Consider the following 16,539-nt stretch of genomic DNA (forward strand, 5'->3'; position numbering starts at 1 on the left):
ATTGTAAAATAATAACTTAAAACACTTGATTATAAATGTAAAAAGGTATATAATATAACCAATAATTAATAATTTAATGTTGTCTTTTATTTAAAGAAAATTAAATTATAACTATTAACTTTACTCACCCTTAATTTTAAATGAACAAGTTAAATTTAAAGCAAATGAAGAATCAAATAATTCTTTTAAAAAGTTGGAAAATAATAATGATAATTTTGAATATTTTGAAGATTTAAAAAAAACAATTTAATGATCATCATCTTTTATTTGATGGCAAAATTGATTTTGAATCATTTATTAAAACAATTAGTAATTATCATATAAATGCAAACATCGATGAATTAAAAACAGCAATATGTCGTTTTTATAATATTTTAGTTCAATTATATGGAAAAAATAATGTTTTTAAAATGTTAGAAAAAATTGAATTAGATCAAAAATTGTGAGAACAGTCTAAAAATAAATATGTCAGGAGAATCATATTTTGGTTCTTGTAATGATAATATGTGTAATACTAAAATAATACTTGATACAGATTTTTAGAGATATAAAGTATGGAATGGAAGTTATGGTACATGAATATGGTCATATTTTGGATTCTTTAATTCGTAATAAACAAAATAATAATTTTGATGCAAGAAAATATATGATTTCATCATTATCAAATGGAACTAAGATTAATAATAAATCTTATCAAAAAATTTTAAGTTATGGTATTGTTAGAAGTTGATATGGAAGAACATCATATATTGACTTATTTCCATAAGCTTTTGGTCGTTAAATAATGACTCCTGAACAAAATCGTGATTTTGGATGAGAAAAATTAGATAAATTTTTTCGAATAGATTTACTTAAATTATTATAATAATAAAAAATATATTTTTATAGTCATAATAAGGACAAAATAAACTTTGTCCTTATTATTAATTTTGTTTATTAATTAAAAATTGTAAATACAATTAATAATTGTTCATTATGTTATGAAAATTAATGTTGTTTAATGCAATGTTAACATATGTCATACGACCAAATGAAGAATTTAAAAAACAATACCATTGAAAGTAAATATTATCATTATCATGTCAAAGATCTAAGTTAAGAGCAATTTCTGTTCCTCATACTCCACCATCTTTAGTATTAATATAAGCAATAAAAAGAATATTAGCATTACAGGGGTTTTTATATTGTTCCATTTTTGCAGTATTAGTTGATAGTGTTGGACTACTTTCAATTCCTGTTGAAGTTAATACTTTGAAATATGAATTAATAAAAGAAAAATTTGGATACATATTACTGAAGGTATTTCAGTCTCTCGCATAATTGCTTCACTTAAGAATATTATAAACATTAGAATTATAAGTAGCGATTGATGTTCCATTATGTCAATCTGAAAAAGAATATTTTATTTTATCATTAATAATATTATTAGTGTTTTTTCAATTATTATAATAAATAGCAACTAGATTATTACTTTTATCAAAAATTCAATTTAATGAATAGTTTTTAGTAGTTAATGTTAGTGGTGATTTATTCAAAAAATTATAAACATTTTGATTATCAATAATTAAATTAACAATGTTACTAGTTAATTGATTGTTAATTTGCCCTTTTAAACTAGTTTGATTAATAAAATACATTGCTAAGTTATTAGCTATTGTCTTACTAATTTTATTATCATGTGTTGCTTTAGCAATATAATATAAACCTAGTGTTTCATTTAGATTATTGCTATTTTCAACTTTATCAGCACCTGCTTGTTGTGAAATATCAATATGTTTTTCAATATCACCTTGTTGAATATATTTTCAATTATTATAACCAGTAAAGTATGAATCAGAATATTAAATTTTACTATATGGATTATAATTATCTTTAATAATAGTTACTTTTTTGTGGCTGTTCATTTCTTATTTTGTATTTTCAATATTTACTTTATCTTTATCTGGAATATTTATATTATGGTTATAAACTAGGTTACCATAGTTATCTACTAAAAAAGTATTCCTTGCTTTAAGAAAAGTGTATTTTGCTAAAGATAATGTATCATAACTATAAAATTTATGATCTGTTATTGATTGATTAGTAATTCACTCACTATTGCTTAAATAGTTAAATTGGTTATTGAATGAAGCATTATTTTCTTCTAATTGATTTATTAGTACAGTATTTTCAATATTTATATTATTAATATTGTTTCCTAAAAAAGTTAAAGGTGGTATCACACACTTAAAAAAATTAAATATTTATTCATAATTTTATACCTCTATTTTTTAAATAATTATTTAAAAAATTAATAAATATATATTTTATAACACTTTAGTCATTAAAAAATGTTGATTTAATTATAAACATTTTATTTGAAATTAGCAAAAACTAAAAAACTTAAATAAATAATGTGTATTAAACGTACTTTACAATATGTTTCAATATTAATAATTTGCATATTAAATAAGTCCTTTTTTAAGTTATAATATTTATTTATAACCCAATGAAAAAAATAATACGAATTTATTGGAAAAATATTATTATTATGATAATATTCTACAAAAGAATATAAAATTTTTTAATCCTCTTATTTTAATTTTAAAATAAATGGGTTTTTTATTTTTAGAAAGGAAGAAAAAATAATGGCAGCTGAAACTTATATTAGAAAATTAAAATTATCGCCAACATTTGCATTCACAAAACAACAAATCCGTTCATTGACAAAAGAGCAAAGAGAAGCGATTGATAAAAAACAAATACCAGTATTTACAACGGAACAAATGAGAACATTCACACTTGAACAAATGGAACAACTTGCAATTGATCCAGGTCTTATTTATGAAGTCATGAGATTATCAGAAGAAGAAGAACAAGTGGAACTGGCAAAAAAATTATCGTTAGAAAAAGAAAGACAATCTGACATAATAGTAAAAGAATTTAAAGAAACATCAATGCCCTCATCACAAAAATTTAAAGTAGAGACAAAAAAAATTAGTTACTGAAGAGGAAATACTAAAACAAGAAGTAAGACCCAAAGGAAGTAAGATTGTTCAACCTCAAATTCAACATACAAATAATAATCATCAAGACAAGGGAATAATTTCCAAACCAACCATTTCACCATCTCTTTATGAAAGTAGTTTAGATTTACAAGCAACCAATGAAGATGATGAATTTGGTTTTGTAGTTGTTGATGAACCTTATAAAACATTACAATCAGAAGAAGTATCTGAGAAAGAAAGAGAAGATATTGATAGAGCAATTACATTAGAGGCTTTATCATTAAAAAGACAAGAAAGAAATAATAAAGTAATTGGTTTATATTTAGAAGAACAAGAAGAACTTGAAAAATCAGCAAAAAGACAATCAAATTTAATGAAAGTAATCAAAAAAATCTGAAATAGAAGAAATTAAAGTTTTAGAACAACAAAAAATAAATAAATTTTTAAATTTATTTATTAAATTAGTAACTTTTGGAAAAATTAATAAAAATAAGAAAATTAAATTAGAAATTAGTAAAAAATAAAAAAAATATCAGAATCATGTAGTAAAAAGCCAAAAATAAATCCAACATTATTTTCAAAATCATCTGGAAAAGATTTTAATAAACAACAAGTAAACAATGACTCAACAAACGCACCATTAACAAATTTAAATAAACCAAGAACATCACAAATGTAAAATATTAAGAAAAGAGTTATCTTATTTAAGATGAAATATTATTTTTTTATCTTGGGGTGAACTTTTCTTTTTTAATTTGTTAAAAGATTCAAATTAGTTAAAATAAAATTATATTTTTTGTTATTATTATTTATACTTTTTTAATTATTTTTAAAAAATTACCTATTTTATTAAGAATATTGTTAATATTATATTAAATAATAACTATTATAAATTTAAGGAGAAATTATGGAAAATAAAATTAATTTAGATAAATTAACTATTAATTCAATTCGTATGTTAGGAGTACAAGCAGTTAATGCTGCTAAAAGTGGCCATCCTGGTATTGTTTTAGGTGCTTCACCAATGACTTTTTCTTTATTCAAAAATCATTTATCTTTTAATCCAAAAAATCCAAAATGATTTAATCGTGATCGATTTGTTTTATCAGCAGGTCATGGTAGTGCTTTATTATATTCAATATTACATCATGCTGGTTATAAATATACAATCAATGATATAAAACAATTCCGTCAATTAAATAGTAATACACCTGGTCATCCCGAATATCATTTAGACTATGGAGTAGAGACGGCTACTGGACCATTAGGTCAGGGTATCGCTAATGCTGTTGGAATGACACTTACTGAGAGTTTTCTTGGTGCTAAATATAATCAAAAAGATCTTAATATTATTGATCATTATACATATGCAATTTGTGGTGATGGTGATTTACAAGAAGGTATTGCGCAAGAAGCACTTAGTTTTGCTGGACATTTTAAATTAAATAAACTAATTATTTTATATGATTCAAATGATGTTCAATTAGATTCATCTGTTAAATTAGTATATTCAGAAAATTTAAAAATGCGTCTTCAAGCATTAGAGTGAAATTATTTAAAAGTTGAAGATGGTGAAGATGATAAACTTATTTCTGAAGCTATTAAAAAAGCAAAACTTAGTGATAAACCAACTTTAATTGAAATTAAAACTATAATTGGTTATGGGGCTAGTAAACAAGGAACACCCAGTGTTCATGGCTCTCCTTTAATGGAAGATATTAAAACAGTTGCTAAAAATTTAAACTGAGAATATCCTGAATTTACTGTTCCAAAAGAAGTAAGTACTTATTTCACACAAACAGCACTTAATCATGGTTCTAAAATAGAATTAGTTTGAAATCAAAAAGTTAAAAAATATGCAAAATTATATCCAAAATTGTATAATGAAATTAAATCAGCATTGAAAAATGAAATTTTTAATGAAGATTATCAATTAAATAAAATTGATTGAACTTCAATTATTGGAGTAAATCCACAAGCAACAAGAGTAGACTCTGGTAATATTTTAAAACTTTTATCAGCTCATTGTCCAACATTAATTGGTGGTAGTGCTGATTTAGCTGGCTCAACTAAAGCATTAGTAACAGATAAAGACTTTTTACCTCTTGAACATTCAGGAAGACATATTCATTATGGAGTAAGAGAATTTGGAATGGGCGCTATTGTTAACGGTATGACGTTACATCAAGGCACAATTCCTTTTGGTTCTACTTTTCTTGTGTTTAGTGATTATATAAAGCCTGCATTACGATTAGCAGCTTTAATGTCAATTCCATCTTTGTTTATTTTTAGTCATGATAGTATTGCAGTTGGCGAAGACGGTCCTACCCATGAACCAGTTGAACAACTAACAATGTTAAGAACTATTCCTAATTTTAATGTAATTCGCCCCGCTGATACAAAAGAAACAATTGGTGCATATTTAATGGCATTATCTAGCAAAACTAACCCTAGTGCTATTATTATTACTAGACAAAATTTACCACAACTTGCAAATAGTAATATTGAGGCAGTTCAAAAAGGTGCTTATATTATTAGTAAAGAGAAGAGTAGTAAAGCTTTAGATTTAATTATTATTGCTACCGGTAGTGAAGTTTCGTTGGCTATTGCTAGTCAAGAACAACTATGAAGTGATCAAAAACTTAATGTTCGTGTAGTTTCAATGCCTTCTACTTTTATTTTTGATAAACAAGATAAAACATATCAAAATAAAATTTTACCTAATGATATTATAAAAGTTGCTATTGAAATGGGTTCTAAAGATAGTTGATATAAATATGTTGCAGGTAATGGCTTTGTTATTGGCTTAAGTACTTTTGGTATTTCTGCACCTGATAAGGTAGTACTAGAAAAATATGGCTTTACATCAAATCAAGTGTGTGATAAAATTAATAAGTTTTTAAACAGTAAGTAAGGAGAAATTAATAATTATGGTTTGATGAGCAGTATTAATCATTGGCATTGCTAGTGCGTTAATTGGTGGATTAGTTGGTTTTATTGTTACTAAGAAGATTTTCGAAAAACAATTACAGAAAAATCCTCCTATTAATGAAAATATGATTCGTGCAATGTATTTACAAATGGGGCGTAAACCTACTGAATCTCAAATTAAATCAGTAATGCAAGCAATGAAACGTCAACAAAGTACTACTAAAAAACGATAATTTTTATTCATTATATTTGTGATAAATTTAATGTTTTATATATCCGCTTGTTGATGGCTTATTTTGTGGATAATTTTATTCTTTTAATTCTTGTTTAATTTTTTTCTGTCATTTTTTTTCTTTTTCTTGATTAGTATTTAATTTATTAATGTTACATTTAAATATTTTCTTTATTCTTTGTTCAATTTTTAATTTTTTTTCTTATCGATTTTTAATCAAATTAATATTAAATTTTCTTTTATATTTTTTACTGAATTATTTGTATTTAAATGTATTAATATATTATCTTTAATATCATGAAATAATGAGTTATTTGAAAATTCTGGCCTGTATTTAATAATTTCTACTTTCGCCTTATTTGTAATATATTCTTCATACTTTTGATAAAATATGTTTTCTAATATATTTTTTATGTTTTTATCATAAAATAAACTATTATTAATAATGATAGTCAAAGCCGTATCACCATTTTGGTTTGCGTGATTGATATTAGCGCCATTTTCTATTAAAATTTTAATGGAATCTATAAGTTGATAATAATGACTTGCTACTATTAAAGTACTATCACCATTTTGGTTTGTATAATTTAGATTAGTATTTTTTTCTATTAAATTATTGCTACTTTTTTTTATTTCAGAACTAATTTTTTCTTCTTTAATTATATAATCCCAATAATTAAAATATGTAATATTTTGATATGAAGTGACAGAATTTAAAATAACTGATATTATTTTTTCACCATTAATATCTTTATCATTCATTATTTTGTTCCTTCTTTTTGAAATCAAAAACCCATTTATTTTAGTGAAAAATAAATGGGTTAGAAACATATATTAAATTATAATTATATTATAACACTTTTAGTATTAATTTTATTATCGTTTAAATCATTTTTAAATCTATTTCTATTTTTAATATTATTTATATGTATATAAAAAAATCAGTATGGAAATTATCCCCGCATGTACTAGTGTGGAGGAAAAAATGAATTGAAATGAATTCAATAGCATATTTCAAAATGAAAATGATTGTTTGAAATATATAGCGAAGTTGAAAGTAATGAAATTTATCAGGTGTGCTTCTTCTATTTTTAATGTTTCTGATTTAAGAAGAATAAGATGTTTGAAATGTCATCAAACATTTAGTATTCTTCATGACACAATTTTTCACAAGTCACAAACACCTTTGACATCTTGGTTTTATCTCATCTTTAGATGAATAAACACCAAACATGGAATTCCATGAACAGATTTTGCAAGGGAATTGGGTGTGACATATAAAACAGCTTGAAGAATGGGTCATGAAATCAGAACTAGAATTTGGAATCAAGATGCAGGGTTCATTGATGATGGCACAGCACAGATGGATGAAATGTATACATGTAGGTTTTATTCAACAATGAAGATCCTTGTTGAATAAAACCTTGATTGTTGGAGTTTATGAGAAAACCAGCAACAAACTAATTGTGAAAGTATTGAAAAAAGCAGATGAGAAAAACCTTTTATGATTTGCATTGAAACACATTTCTACTGGGTGTTGTCTATTTACGGATTCTTGGAAGGAATATGGAGGTTTCAAAAACTTCTATCACAAAAATGAAATCGTAAATCATGAAGTTGGGTATGTGTCATCAACAGGTGTAAACACAAACCAGATTGAATCTGCATGAAAACACATCCGACGAACTTTCCGAACACACATAAAATTTTCAAAACACAATATTCATTTATATGCAAAAGAAGCTGCATATAAATTCAATAAGATAGCTAGTTTTGAAACTATAATTTTGTGTTTGATTTAAATACATGTGGAGATAATTTCCTAGATAGGCTTTTATCTCCGTTTATGTGATAAAATTTAAAAATAGTACATAAAAGGATAAAAGCCATCAGTATTAATAAGTAAATACTGATTTAATATTAGTTATCTTTTAGTGATAGTGCTGTTAATAATTTATTGTATGTAGCAACATCTTGTTTTTTAAAGTATTTTAAGAAACGTTTTCTGCTTGCTACCATTTTTAACAAACTTCGTTTTGCAGTAATATCTTTTTTTTGTACTTGTAGATGGGCTGTTAATTCTAAAATTCTTTTTGTTAAATTAATAATTTGAACTGCAGAAGAACCAGTATCTTTGGCATTTAAGCGAAATTTTTTAATCAATTCATCTTGTTTAATTTGTTCCATATTTGATAACTCTCCTTTAAATATAATTCGGATTAAGCAAAGCTAATATCGGAGAGAATATTAACAATGTTAAGTCAACACGGTTATAATAGTACATTAATTTTAAACATAAAACAAGCATTTTTTAAAAAAATATTTTTATTAATTTTGTATAAAGAGATGATTTTTTATTTTTTTCTTCATTTGCTTTTTTATTTTTTTTATCAAAAATAGTCACTTTACGTTCAGTATGATTAAGAATTCTTTTACAATTATCTCAATGACGAATAATAATTAATATTCAAATTAGAGCCATAGTTATATTAACAATATAGTATTGAGTGTCTTGTTGGGAAAAAAAAGCATGCAGTGGCATATTCGGTATTCATGATAAGATAAAAGCAAGTATCATCATTAACATTGAAGATAAAGATGACATTCTACTTAAATATAAAATAAATCATCAACTAGCAATTGTGATAACGCAATAAATAGGATTAATCATTAATAGTACTCCTAATGAAGATGCAGCTCCTTTACCACCACGAAAACCATAAAATAGTGGTCAACAGTGACCAATAATTGCAGCAAGACCAGTTGGATAAATATATGCTTGTTTAAACATTGTTTCATAATTAGGATTAGTAATATTGATAAAGGTTAAACCGTATGCAATTAAAATAGGAATAGCGGGCTTAAAACCATCAATAATTAAAATAATAGCTCCTCATTTACCACCCATAACTCGTGTTGAATTAGTAGCACCAGCATTTTTAGAGTAATAATTTCTAACATCGGTTTTAAATTTTATTTTACTAATAATAATTGAAGGTGAGATTGAGCCAATTAAATAACCAATGATAATAAAAATAAAAGTTCCTAATAGATTAATATGTTCCATTTTTTTCTCCATTCTTGTGCAAGTATTATGTTAATAAATATTTTATTTTTTGGAAGTTAAATTGTTCTTTTTATATTTATTATTATAATATAAATTATAAATTATTAATGTTAATAATATGATATTAATAACTGTGCCAAAGGCATTTGCTGCTAGTAAGGGAATGTTTTTAATTAAACTAGCATAAATTATGAATGAAGTTAATCCTATTTGATATATGCTATAAGAAATTAACGATAAACCTTTTGTGTTTTTAGTTTTAATTAGTTTAATAGTTTGTGGTAAAAAGGCAACTGAAATAAAAAAGGCACCTATATATCCAATAATATCAATTGCAATATTAGACATTTTTTTCCTCCTTATTTTTTTGTTTAATTAAATTGTTAACAATAATCCCAATTATTATGAAATTTAGTATAGCAGTAATAGTTTGACAAGTAATCATGGGAATATCATTACGAAGTATGCCAAATATTAAAAAAGTAAGACCTCCCAGTTGATAGATACTATATGAAAAAATAGAAAGACCTGAAGTATTTCTTGTTTTTATTAGTTTAATAGTTTGTGGTAAGAATGCCAAAGGAATACAAATGGCTGCAAGATACCCAAATATTTCTATAAAAATGTTCATTTTTTCTCCTTTTAATTAATTTAATTTATCATAGTAATTATAATAAAATATTGTGAAAATAGTTATTTATTTTATTTTAAATAATAAAAAATGTGTTTAGCAAAACACATCATTAATTTATTTTTCTTCTTCTTTAATGAAACATTTTTTACATAAAGATTTCCCTTATTTTGTATCAAGAATGTCAAAAGGTTCAAACATCATTCCGCAATCAAAACATTTTACGGTTTTTGTTAAAGATTCATCATCAGTTTTTTTGTTTTTTTTATTGAATCATTTCATTATATCATTTCTTTCTAAATATATTAAATAAGTGTGTCATTAACACACTTATTTAATATATTTATTTAGCACAATCTTTACACAAACATTTACCATCTGCTGCTTTAGTACATTCAGATGAACTTTTCATTTTCCAACAACCATCACATTTTTTTTGATCTTTTGCTTCTCCGGTTTTATCCCTTTTTTTAAATGGTCACATGTATATAACTTCCTTTCCTCATATCATAATTACTCTACTCAATTATAACAAATTTTATTATTTTCTATGGTATTAACTATTTTTAAAACTTTTTTGTTAAATTTTTATTATTATTTTTTTCTATTTTAAGAATATTATTTTTGATTTCTTCAATTTCTTCAATATCAGTTATTCTATTAAATAAGTGAAAAAGCATATAGTTTAATTCTTTTGGTTTATGAAAGTGGTTTTTAAAAAATATTATTGTTTCATCAATAGTTGCCATTAGCGTTACTGCTTGTTTGGTGTTAATTCTATTTATACGAACAAGTGTTGGCAACTGACTAACAAACATGTAATCTTTTAAATATTTTTCTTTTTATGTATAATAGAAAATTTGAAAAGCACTAATTTTAGCACCAATTGTTTTAATAGCATTTTTTACTGCTGTAACTTGTGAATTAAGCATATTTTTGATTAATAAGGTAATAAAGATGGTAATTGTTCCAATTGGTAAAATAATTGATAAAATTAAGTCTAAGTTAACATTAAACTTTTGAGCAAATATTGATTTTAATAAAGTATAACCATTTTGGAATAAAATAACAGATAAAAATAAAGCAAAGTTTGGTGTTTTTCATCATTTATGCATACTTAATATTTCTGTTTTAATTTTTAAAATATATCAAAAGAAATAAGAAGTTAATACCAATATAATACCATAAATTAATACAATGATAGTTGTTAGAAAATTGAAAAACTAAAAATAATAGCTAAATTAACTGTAAAACCTAGATACATTTTAATATCATAAATTGGATAATCATTTGCAAATTGAGTTGTTAAACCATATTTTCTTTGAAATGCTCGACGACGATAAAGTTTAATGATGATAATAATATAAAAAAGTAAAGCAATTAAAGCGATTAAAATTGTAATAAAGATATATGAATAAGCATTTATTAATGCTATTTAAACGTTGTGTTCATGCACTTCCTCAGTCACTTATTGGTGATCATCATGTTGAGTAAAAATAAATGACATTAATGAAAAATCAATTAATGGATAATAAATATCCATTAATTTTTTATAGAAAGGAGTTTTGTCACTTTCTTGTTTTGCGTTATCAATTTGTTCTAGTAGTTCTTTAACATTATTTTGTTTATTAATTCTTGTTCTTTCATTTAAAAATAAGACTAATGCAGTAATTAGTAATGTAATAAATATTATTCAAAAAAAATAATAAAACAAAATAATGTCCTCCCAAAAAAATTATGCGGTCGTAATTTTTTAAATTGAATTTTTTGTACTTCCAAAATTTATTCCCTCCCCCAAAAAAATATTTTTTAAAATCGCTTACTTAAATTATAGCACTAATTAAAAATTCACTTATTAATTGGTAAAATTTACTAATTGTTAAATTAAATTTAAAAATTAATTATATAATTAATTTAAAATATTATTTATATTTAAGGAGAAAACATGAAAATTGAAATAGTTAATAATATTGAAATTTTAGAACAATCATTTTTGATTAGAAAAAAATTTTTTGTTAATGAGCAAAAGGTTCCTTTTGAAGAAGAAATTGATCAATTTGAAGATGTATCGATTCACTTTTTAGTTTTTGATGATAATAATAAACCAATAGCTACTAGTAGAATGCGAAAAGTTGAAGATATTGTAAAGATTGAAAGAGTGTGTATATTGCAAGAATATCGTAAATTGGGTATTGGTAAAAAATTAATGGAATTTATGGAAAAAGTTGCAATTAAAAATCAATTTAATGTTATATCTCTTCATGCCAAAATTCAATCACTAAATTTTTATAAAAATTTTGTTTATAAAGTTTGTTCTGAAATATTTTTGGACGCTGGTATTAAACATTGTAAAATGGAGAAAAAAATATATAATGAAGGTAAATTTTAAAGAATAATATTTTAAATACATTCTTTTTTAAAAACAACGAAAGGAAAAGAATATGTTTGAGTGAGTTAGAGAAATATTTGGAATAAATATAAATATTAATAACAAAGAAGCAAAAATGATAGATGCTATTAAAAATAAAAAGTTAGATGTAGTTAATAAAATATTAAAATATGATATTAATATTGATTATATTGATATAACTGGTTATACGCCTTTAATATGGGCCGCTGAAAAAATTTATCTAGAAATAGTTAATGTTTTATTAGAACATAATGCTAATATTAATTACATATCTGTAAATGGTAATACTGCTTTAATCTTAGCTGCTAAAAAAAAATATACAAAAATAGTTAATCTGTTATTAGAACATAATGCTAATGTTAGTTGTGAGGATCAATTTGGTAATACTGCTTTAATTTTCATTACTGAAAATGGAAATTTGGAAATAGTTAAAACTTTATTAACACTTAATGTTAATGTTAATCATGAAAATCGATATGGCGAAACTGCTTTGTTAGTGGCTGCTAAAAATGGATATACAGAAATATTTAATGATTTACTAGAAAATGGCACTAATATTAATCATGTCTCTATAAATGGTAATACTGCTTTAATATTAGCAATTAAATCTAATTATTTAGAAATAGCTAATGCCTTATTAACAAATTATCCTAATGTTAATAGAAAAAATATGTTTGGTTATACGCCTTTAATGTGGGCTGCGAGGAATGGTCATTTAGAAATAGTCAGAACTTTATTAGAATTGGGAGCTAATGTTAATTTTATAAATGAAAATGGTGATACGCCTTTAATGTGAGCTGCGAGGAATGGTCATTTAGAAGTAGTTAATTTGTTATTAAATAAAGGTGCAAATGTTTATTCTATAACAAAAATTTGTGGTTATACTGCTTTAATTGCTGCTACTGGTAGAGGTCATTTAGAAGTAGTTAATACTTTAATCAAAAATGGCGCTAATGTTAATCATGTAACTATTGATGGTTTGAGTGCTTTAATGTGAGCTGCTGAAAAATGTCATTTAGAAATAGTTAATACTTTAATCAAAAATGGCGCTAATGTTAATCATGAAAATATAATTGAAGAAACCGCTTTAATTGTTGCTGTTAAAAATGGACATTTGGATATAGTTAAAACTTTATTAGCACATAATGCTAATATTGATGATTTAGATGTAAATGGCAATACTGCTTTATTATTTGGAACCAAATATAATCATTGACAGATAAAAAAGATAATTATTGAAGTAAATAGTTTAAAAAGAGAAAATTTATTAAATGTTAAAAAAATGATAAATAAAATGAATATTATTTTTAATAAAAATAAAGAAAGAATTTATTCAAAAAAAATAGAAAGAAAATTTATTAAAATATTGCAAAATTATGAAGATTATATTAATAAAAAAACCAAAAATATTGATTGACAACTAAATCTTTTTTTTAAAAAAAAATTTATTAATAGTCTAAAATTTGAAGAAGAAAATTATTCATTATTGCATATAGCAGTATTAAATGATTGACAAAAATTAGTAACTTATTTAGTAACAAAATGACCGGTTGATATTGATTATAAAGATAGTTCGGGGAATTCGGCATGAAATCATGCTTGTATGTTACTAAAAAAAGAAAATGCTTTAGCAATTAAATCAAAAGTTCAAATAAATGAAGAAGATAAAATATTTTTAGAAAAAAATATTGATTTATTATCAAGAAAAGAATCTTCTTTTATTAAACCTTTAAATAAAAAAGATAAAAATGCTAATAAAAATAGATTTAACATTATAAATTATTATTATGATATTGATGAAGTTGCTATTGATGCTTTTGATTATTTTAAAAATAAAATAAATTTAATTGAAGATGATAATATTTTTTTAACAATTAATAATAAACAAACTTTACAAATATAAAGGTAATTTTCATTTAATTATACAGATTAAATTTTAAGTAAACACTCAAATCATAATAAAATAATAATTAATGTAATATAACAAAAATTATATATAATAGGTATAGTAAAAAAGATTTAAAGATTGAGGAGAAAAATATGAATATTATAAAATCGGTATTAAGATTAATGTCGGCAATTGCTTTAACTACAGTTAGCACAAGTTCAGTTATTTCATGTTATAATCAAGATTTCGAAGAAAATTTATTAAATGCAAAAGTTTCACAAGGTTTAAAATTGACTAATGCTACTGGTGAAGGATTATTAATGCCTACTATTAATATTGATGAAAATGATAAATCACAAGTAACTTGAAAAATCAATACAACTAATATTAAGGTAATAAATTTGATTAAAAATGATAAAAAAGCTAAAGATGAAGAAAGTTTTCAATTTTTAAAAAATGTTTTAAATATTAAAATTGATAGTGGCACAAAATTAGAAGATACTATTTTTAATGAAAAAGAATTAAATAATGTAACTACTATTATTTCAAATATTAATGTTGATTTAAATCCAGTAACAAATAAAAATGATTTTTATATTGTAAAAGGTTCATATAATATAATGTTTACAAATGGTGTTACAAAAACTGATAAATATAAAGTAGTTACAAAAACAAGTCCAAATGGAGTATTTAGTCATGATATTTTTTCAATTAAAAAAACAGATTTTAATAGTAATTTTCAAAGTGAATTTAAAGTAGGCAAATCAGTAAGTAAATTTCCAAATATATAATTAGATTGGAAGTAAAAAATGATTCCCGAATATCGATTATTTAACCATCTTTTGCTTTTAAAAAGTAATTATTTTTTTAAGCGCGAAATTAAAAAAAAATTAGGTCATTTAAAAGCAAAAGATTATCGTAATACTTATAACTTAATATTTAATAGTAATCAAAATTTAATGTTTATGAAAATAATAAGTGTTTATTTATATTTCAATAAAATTTCTTATAAAGAATATTTAAGATTAGTTGCAAATTTTATATTAACTATTTCTGCTTTAATTCCTACTTTTAAGCGTCAAGAAAAACAGTTAGATGATTATCAAAATGCCAAGGAACTTTTATTATTACTTGGATGTAAAGATCAAATAAAAGTTTGGTTTGATGATACTTCAAAAGTAGTATTACCTGATTTTTTGATTAATAATTCTAATTTGAAAAAAGAAAGTTTGCTAATAATTAAAAGATTGGTAAATATTAGTGGTAATATTTTTATTAATTTAACTAAGAATGAAACAAACATAAAAAATAATTATGAGTTTGGAAGTTTATTAATGTTATTTTATTTGTTGGATTTAGAAACTAGAAAAACATTGTTGACAAAAGATAGTACTGATTTAAATTTAAAAGCTTTTTTTTCATATGAAACTTTATTTACTAATAAGTTGATAATTTTAGATGAATTAGTTAAATGCGCTATGCGCTTAGAACAAACTAATTTTAATTTTTATATTAGAATAATGAATTATTCTTTGTTAGGAAATTATCAATAAATTAAGGAGAAAAAATATGAATAATTGTGATGTAAAAGTTGATAATATTAAAAGTAAATTTTTAAATATTAATAAAGATATTATTATCGCTTTACCTTCTATTTATGATCAAAATATTGCTTATGAAGTTTATTTAGTTTTTGATGGTAAAGATATGTTACTTAATAGTAATAGTAATATTTTATTTGAAAATAGTAGTAATTGTATTTTTATTGGTATTGGTAGTACCAATAATATGACTCGTTTTAATGATTTAGCAACTTATACCAATGATGATGTAAAAATATTAATGACAAAATATTTTCCTGAATTAAAAAAAAGTAATATTGATTTTCTTGGTGGTAATGGTAAAAATTACTTAGAATTTATTATTAATGAGGTTATACCATTTGTTATTAAAAAGTTTAATTTAAAAATTAAAAATTTAAATGCCATTGGTTGTTCTTTGGGGGCATATTTTTGTTTACAAATGTTATATTTATCAAAATTACAATTTACAAAATTATTATTATTTTCGCCAGCAATTTGATTTAATTCACAAATTATTGAAGATTTAAAAACTAAAGTTTTAAATAATAATCAACCTTTAATAGTTGAACTATGGGTAGGAAAAAAAGAACCAAAGTTTTTTGAAGGCAAATTAGTAACAAAATATGAAAGTAATACTATTGAATTAAAAAAAATATTAACTAATAGAAAAATTACTACTAATCTAGTAATTGATGAAAATGGTGGTCATGGTTTTAAATGATGAATTAAATATATTAATGAAAATCCTTTAATTCTTATTAGCTAATTGAAACTATGGTTTTTTTTTTTTCTAAAAATATTATTAATTTT

22 protein-coding genes are annotated in these 16,539 nt (G+C 23.0%); 11 read left to right on the forward strand and 11 right to left on the reverse strand.

Annotation, left to right across the window (positions count from 1 at the left end):
• Positions 1-568 precede the first annotated feature (568 nt).
• The gene (locus AC6I4F_RS02550) at positions 569-766 is read left to right on the forward strand and encodes a hypothetical protein (RefSeq protein WP_497874237.1); all 198 of its coding nucleotides are present in this window, start codon (positions 569-571) and stop codon (positions 764-766) included.
• Positions 767-959: 193 nt separating this feature from the next.
• Here AC6I4F_RS02550 and AC6I4F_RS02555 read toward each other — a convergent pair whose 3' ends face one another.
• Positions 960-1,637: a hypothetical protein gene (locus AC6I4F_RS02555; RefSeq protein ID WP_497874238.1), complete on the reverse strand. Its 678-nt coding sequence runs from the start codon at positions 1,635-1,637 to the stop codon at positions 960-962.
• A gap of 270 nt (positions 1,638-1,907) precedes the next feature.
• On the reverse strand, positions 1,908-2,222 hold the full coding sequence (locus AC6I4F_RS02560; RefSeq protein WP_497874239.1) for a hypothetical protein: 315 nt from the start codon (positions 2,220-2,222) through the stop codon (positions 1,908-1,910).
• A gap of 405 nt (positions 2,223-2,627) precedes the next feature.
• Between AC6I4F_RS02560 and AC6I4F_RS02565 the strand changes: the two genes are divergently transcribed.
• The 3 genes from AC6I4F_RS02565 to AC6I4F_RS02575 all read left to right on the forward strand — a co-directional run bounded on the left by AC6I4F_RS02565 (position 2,628) and on the right by AC6I4F_RS02575 (position 6,151).
• Positions 2,628-3,029 carry a hypothetical protein gene (locus AC6I4F_RS02565; RefSeq protein WP_497874240.1) on the forward strand — a complete coding sequence of 134 codons (402 nt, stop codon included), beginning with the start codon at positions 2,628-2,630 and terminating at the stop codon, positions 3,027-3,029.
• 865 nt (positions 3,030-3,894) lie between these two features.
• Entirely contained in the window at positions 3,895-5,901 is a 2,007-nt protein-coding gene (gene tkt / locus AC6I4F_RS02570; protein WP_497874241.1) for a transketolase, read from the forward strand.
• Between the two features lie 16 nt (positions 5,902-5,917).
• The gene (locus AC6I4F_RS02575; protein WP_425383090.1) at positions 5,918-6,151 is read left to right on the forward strand and encodes a YneF family protein; all 234 of its coding nucleotides are present in this window, start codon (positions 5,918-5,920) and stop codon (positions 6,149-6,151) included.
• Positions 6,152-6,339: 188 nt separating this feature from the next.
• Here the strand turns inward: AC6I4F_RS02575 and AC6I4F_RS02580 are convergent, their stop codons facing one another.
• Positions 6,340-6,912 carry a hypothetical protein gene (locus tag AC6I4F_RS02580; RefSeq protein ID WP_497874242.1) on the reverse strand — a complete coding sequence of 191 codons (573 nt, stop codon included), beginning with the start codon at positions 6,910-6,912 and terminating at the stop codon, positions 6,340-6,342.
• A gap of 184 nt (positions 6,913-7,096) precedes the next feature.
• On the opposite strand from AC6I4F_RS02580, the gene AC6I4F_RS02585 reads away from it, so the two are divergent.
• Positions 7,097-7,570 (forward strand): hypothetical protein, encoded by a 474-nt coding sequence (locus AC6I4F_RS02585; RefSeq protein ID WP_497874243.1) that lies wholly within the window; start codon positions 7,097-7,099, stop codon positions 7,568-7,570.
• Positions 7,452-7,952 carry a transposase gene (locus AC6I4F_RS02590; protein WP_497874244.1) on the forward strand — a complete coding sequence of 167 codons (501 nt, stop codon included), beginning with the start codon at positions 7,452-7,454 and terminating at the stop codon, positions 7,950-7,952. Before AC6I4F_RS02585 ends, AC6I4F_RS02590 begins: the two co-directional genes overlap by 119 nt.
• Positions 7,953-8,070: 118 nt before the next feature.
• On the opposite strand, the gene rpsO is transcribed toward AC6I4F_RS02590, so the two are convergent.
• From rpsO to AC6I4F_RS02630, 8 genes are all read right to left on the reverse strand, one after another.
• Positions 8,071-8,337: a 30S ribosomal protein S15 gene (gene rpsO, locus AC6I4F_RS02595; RefSeq protein ID WP_252319942.1), complete on the reverse strand. Its 267-nt coding sequence runs from the start codon at positions 8,335-8,337 to the stop codon at positions 8,071-8,073.
• A 124-nt stretch (positions 8,338-8,461) separates the two neighbouring features.
• Positions 8,462-9,217 carry a glycerol-3-phosphate 1-O-acyltransferase PlsY gene (plsY, locus tag AC6I4F_RS02600; protein ID WP_497874245.1) on the reverse strand — a complete coding sequence of 252 codons (756 nt, stop codon included), beginning with the start codon at positions 9,215-9,217 and terminating at the stop codon, positions 8,462-8,464.
• A gap of 42 nt (positions 9,218-9,259) precedes the next feature.
• A complete protein-coding gene (locus AC6I4F_RS02605) occupies positions 9,260-9,565 on the reverse strand; it encodes a SemiSWEET family sugar transporter (RefSeq protein ID WP_497874246.1) in 306 nt (101 codons plus the stop codon).
• Positions 9,558-9,848, reverse strand: coding sequence for a SemiSWEET family sugar transporter (locus AC6I4F_RS02610; RefSeq protein WP_497874247.1), 291 nt, complete (start codon positions 9,846-9,848; stop codon positions 9,558-9,560). Before AC6I4F_RS02610 ends, AC6I4F_RS02605 begins: the two co-directional genes overlap by 8 nt.
• 343 nt (positions 9,849-10,191) lie before the next feature.
• Positions 10,192-10,332 (reverse strand): hypothetical protein, encoded by a 141-nt coding sequence (locus tag AC6I4F_RS02615; RefSeq protein WP_497874248.1) that lies wholly within the window; start codon positions 10,330-10,332, stop codon positions 10,192-10,194.
• Between the two features lie 82 nt (positions 10,333-10,414).
• Entirely contained in the window at positions 10,415-10,666 is a 252-nt protein-coding gene (locus AC6I4F_RS02620; RefSeq protein WP_497874249.1) for a hypothetical protein, read from the reverse strand.
• A gap of 24 nt (positions 10,667-10,690) precedes the next feature.
• Positions 10,691-10,963 carry a hypothetical protein gene (locus tag AC6I4F_RS02625; RefSeq protein ID WP_497874250.1) on the reverse strand — a complete coding sequence of 91 codons (273 nt, stop codon included), beginning with the start codon at positions 10,961-10,963 and terminating at the stop codon, positions 10,691-10,693.
• Between the two features lie 353 nt (positions 10,964-11,316).
• Positions 11,317-11,562, reverse strand: coding sequence for a hypothetical protein (locus tag AC6I4F_RS02630; protein ID WP_497874251.1), 246 nt, complete (start codon positions 11,560-11,562; stop codon positions 11,317-11,319).
• Positions 11,563-11,793: 231 nt separating this feature from the next.
• Here AC6I4F_RS02630 and AC6I4F_RS02635 point away from each other — a divergent pair, with 231 nt between their 5' ends.
• The 5 genes from AC6I4F_RS02635 (at position 11,794) to AC6I4F_RS02655 (ending at position 16,495) form a co-directional block, all read left to right on the forward strand.
• Positions 11,794-12,237, forward strand: a complete 444-nt coding sequence (locus AC6I4F_RS02635; protein ID WP_497874252.1) for a GNAT family N-acetyltransferase — start codon at positions 11,794-11,796, stop codon at positions 12,235-12,237.
• Positions 12,238-12,289: 52 nt separating this feature from the next.
• Positions 12,290-14,161: an ankyrin repeat domain-containing protein gene (locus tag AC6I4F_RS02640; protein ID WP_497874253.1), complete on the forward strand. Its 1,872-nt coding sequence runs from the start codon at positions 12,290-12,292 to the stop codon at positions 14,159-14,161.
• A gap of 137 nt (positions 14,162-14,298) precedes the next feature.
• Positions 14,299-14,937 carry a hypothetical protein gene (locus AC6I4F_RS02645; RefSeq protein ID WP_497874254.1) on the forward strand — a complete coding sequence of 213 codons (639 nt, stop codon included), beginning with the start codon at positions 14,299-14,301 and terminating at the stop codon, positions 14,935-14,937.
• Positions 14,938-14,955: 18 nt separating this feature from the next.
• Positions 14,956-15,699, forward strand: coding sequence for a hypothetical protein (locus tag AC6I4F_RS02650; RefSeq protein ID WP_252320766.1), 744 nt, complete (start codon positions 14,956-14,958; stop codon positions 15,697-15,699).
• 16 nt (positions 15,700-15,715) lie between these two features.
• Positions 15,716-16,495: an alpha/beta hydrolase-fold protein gene (locus AC6I4F_RS02655; protein ID WP_497874255.1), complete on the forward strand. Its 780-nt coding sequence runs from the start codon at positions 15,716-15,718 to the stop codon at positions 16,493-16,495.
• The last annotated feature ends 44 nt before the right edge of the window (positions 16,496-16,539 follow it).

The organism is Spiroplasma ixodetis (assembly GCF_059729505.1).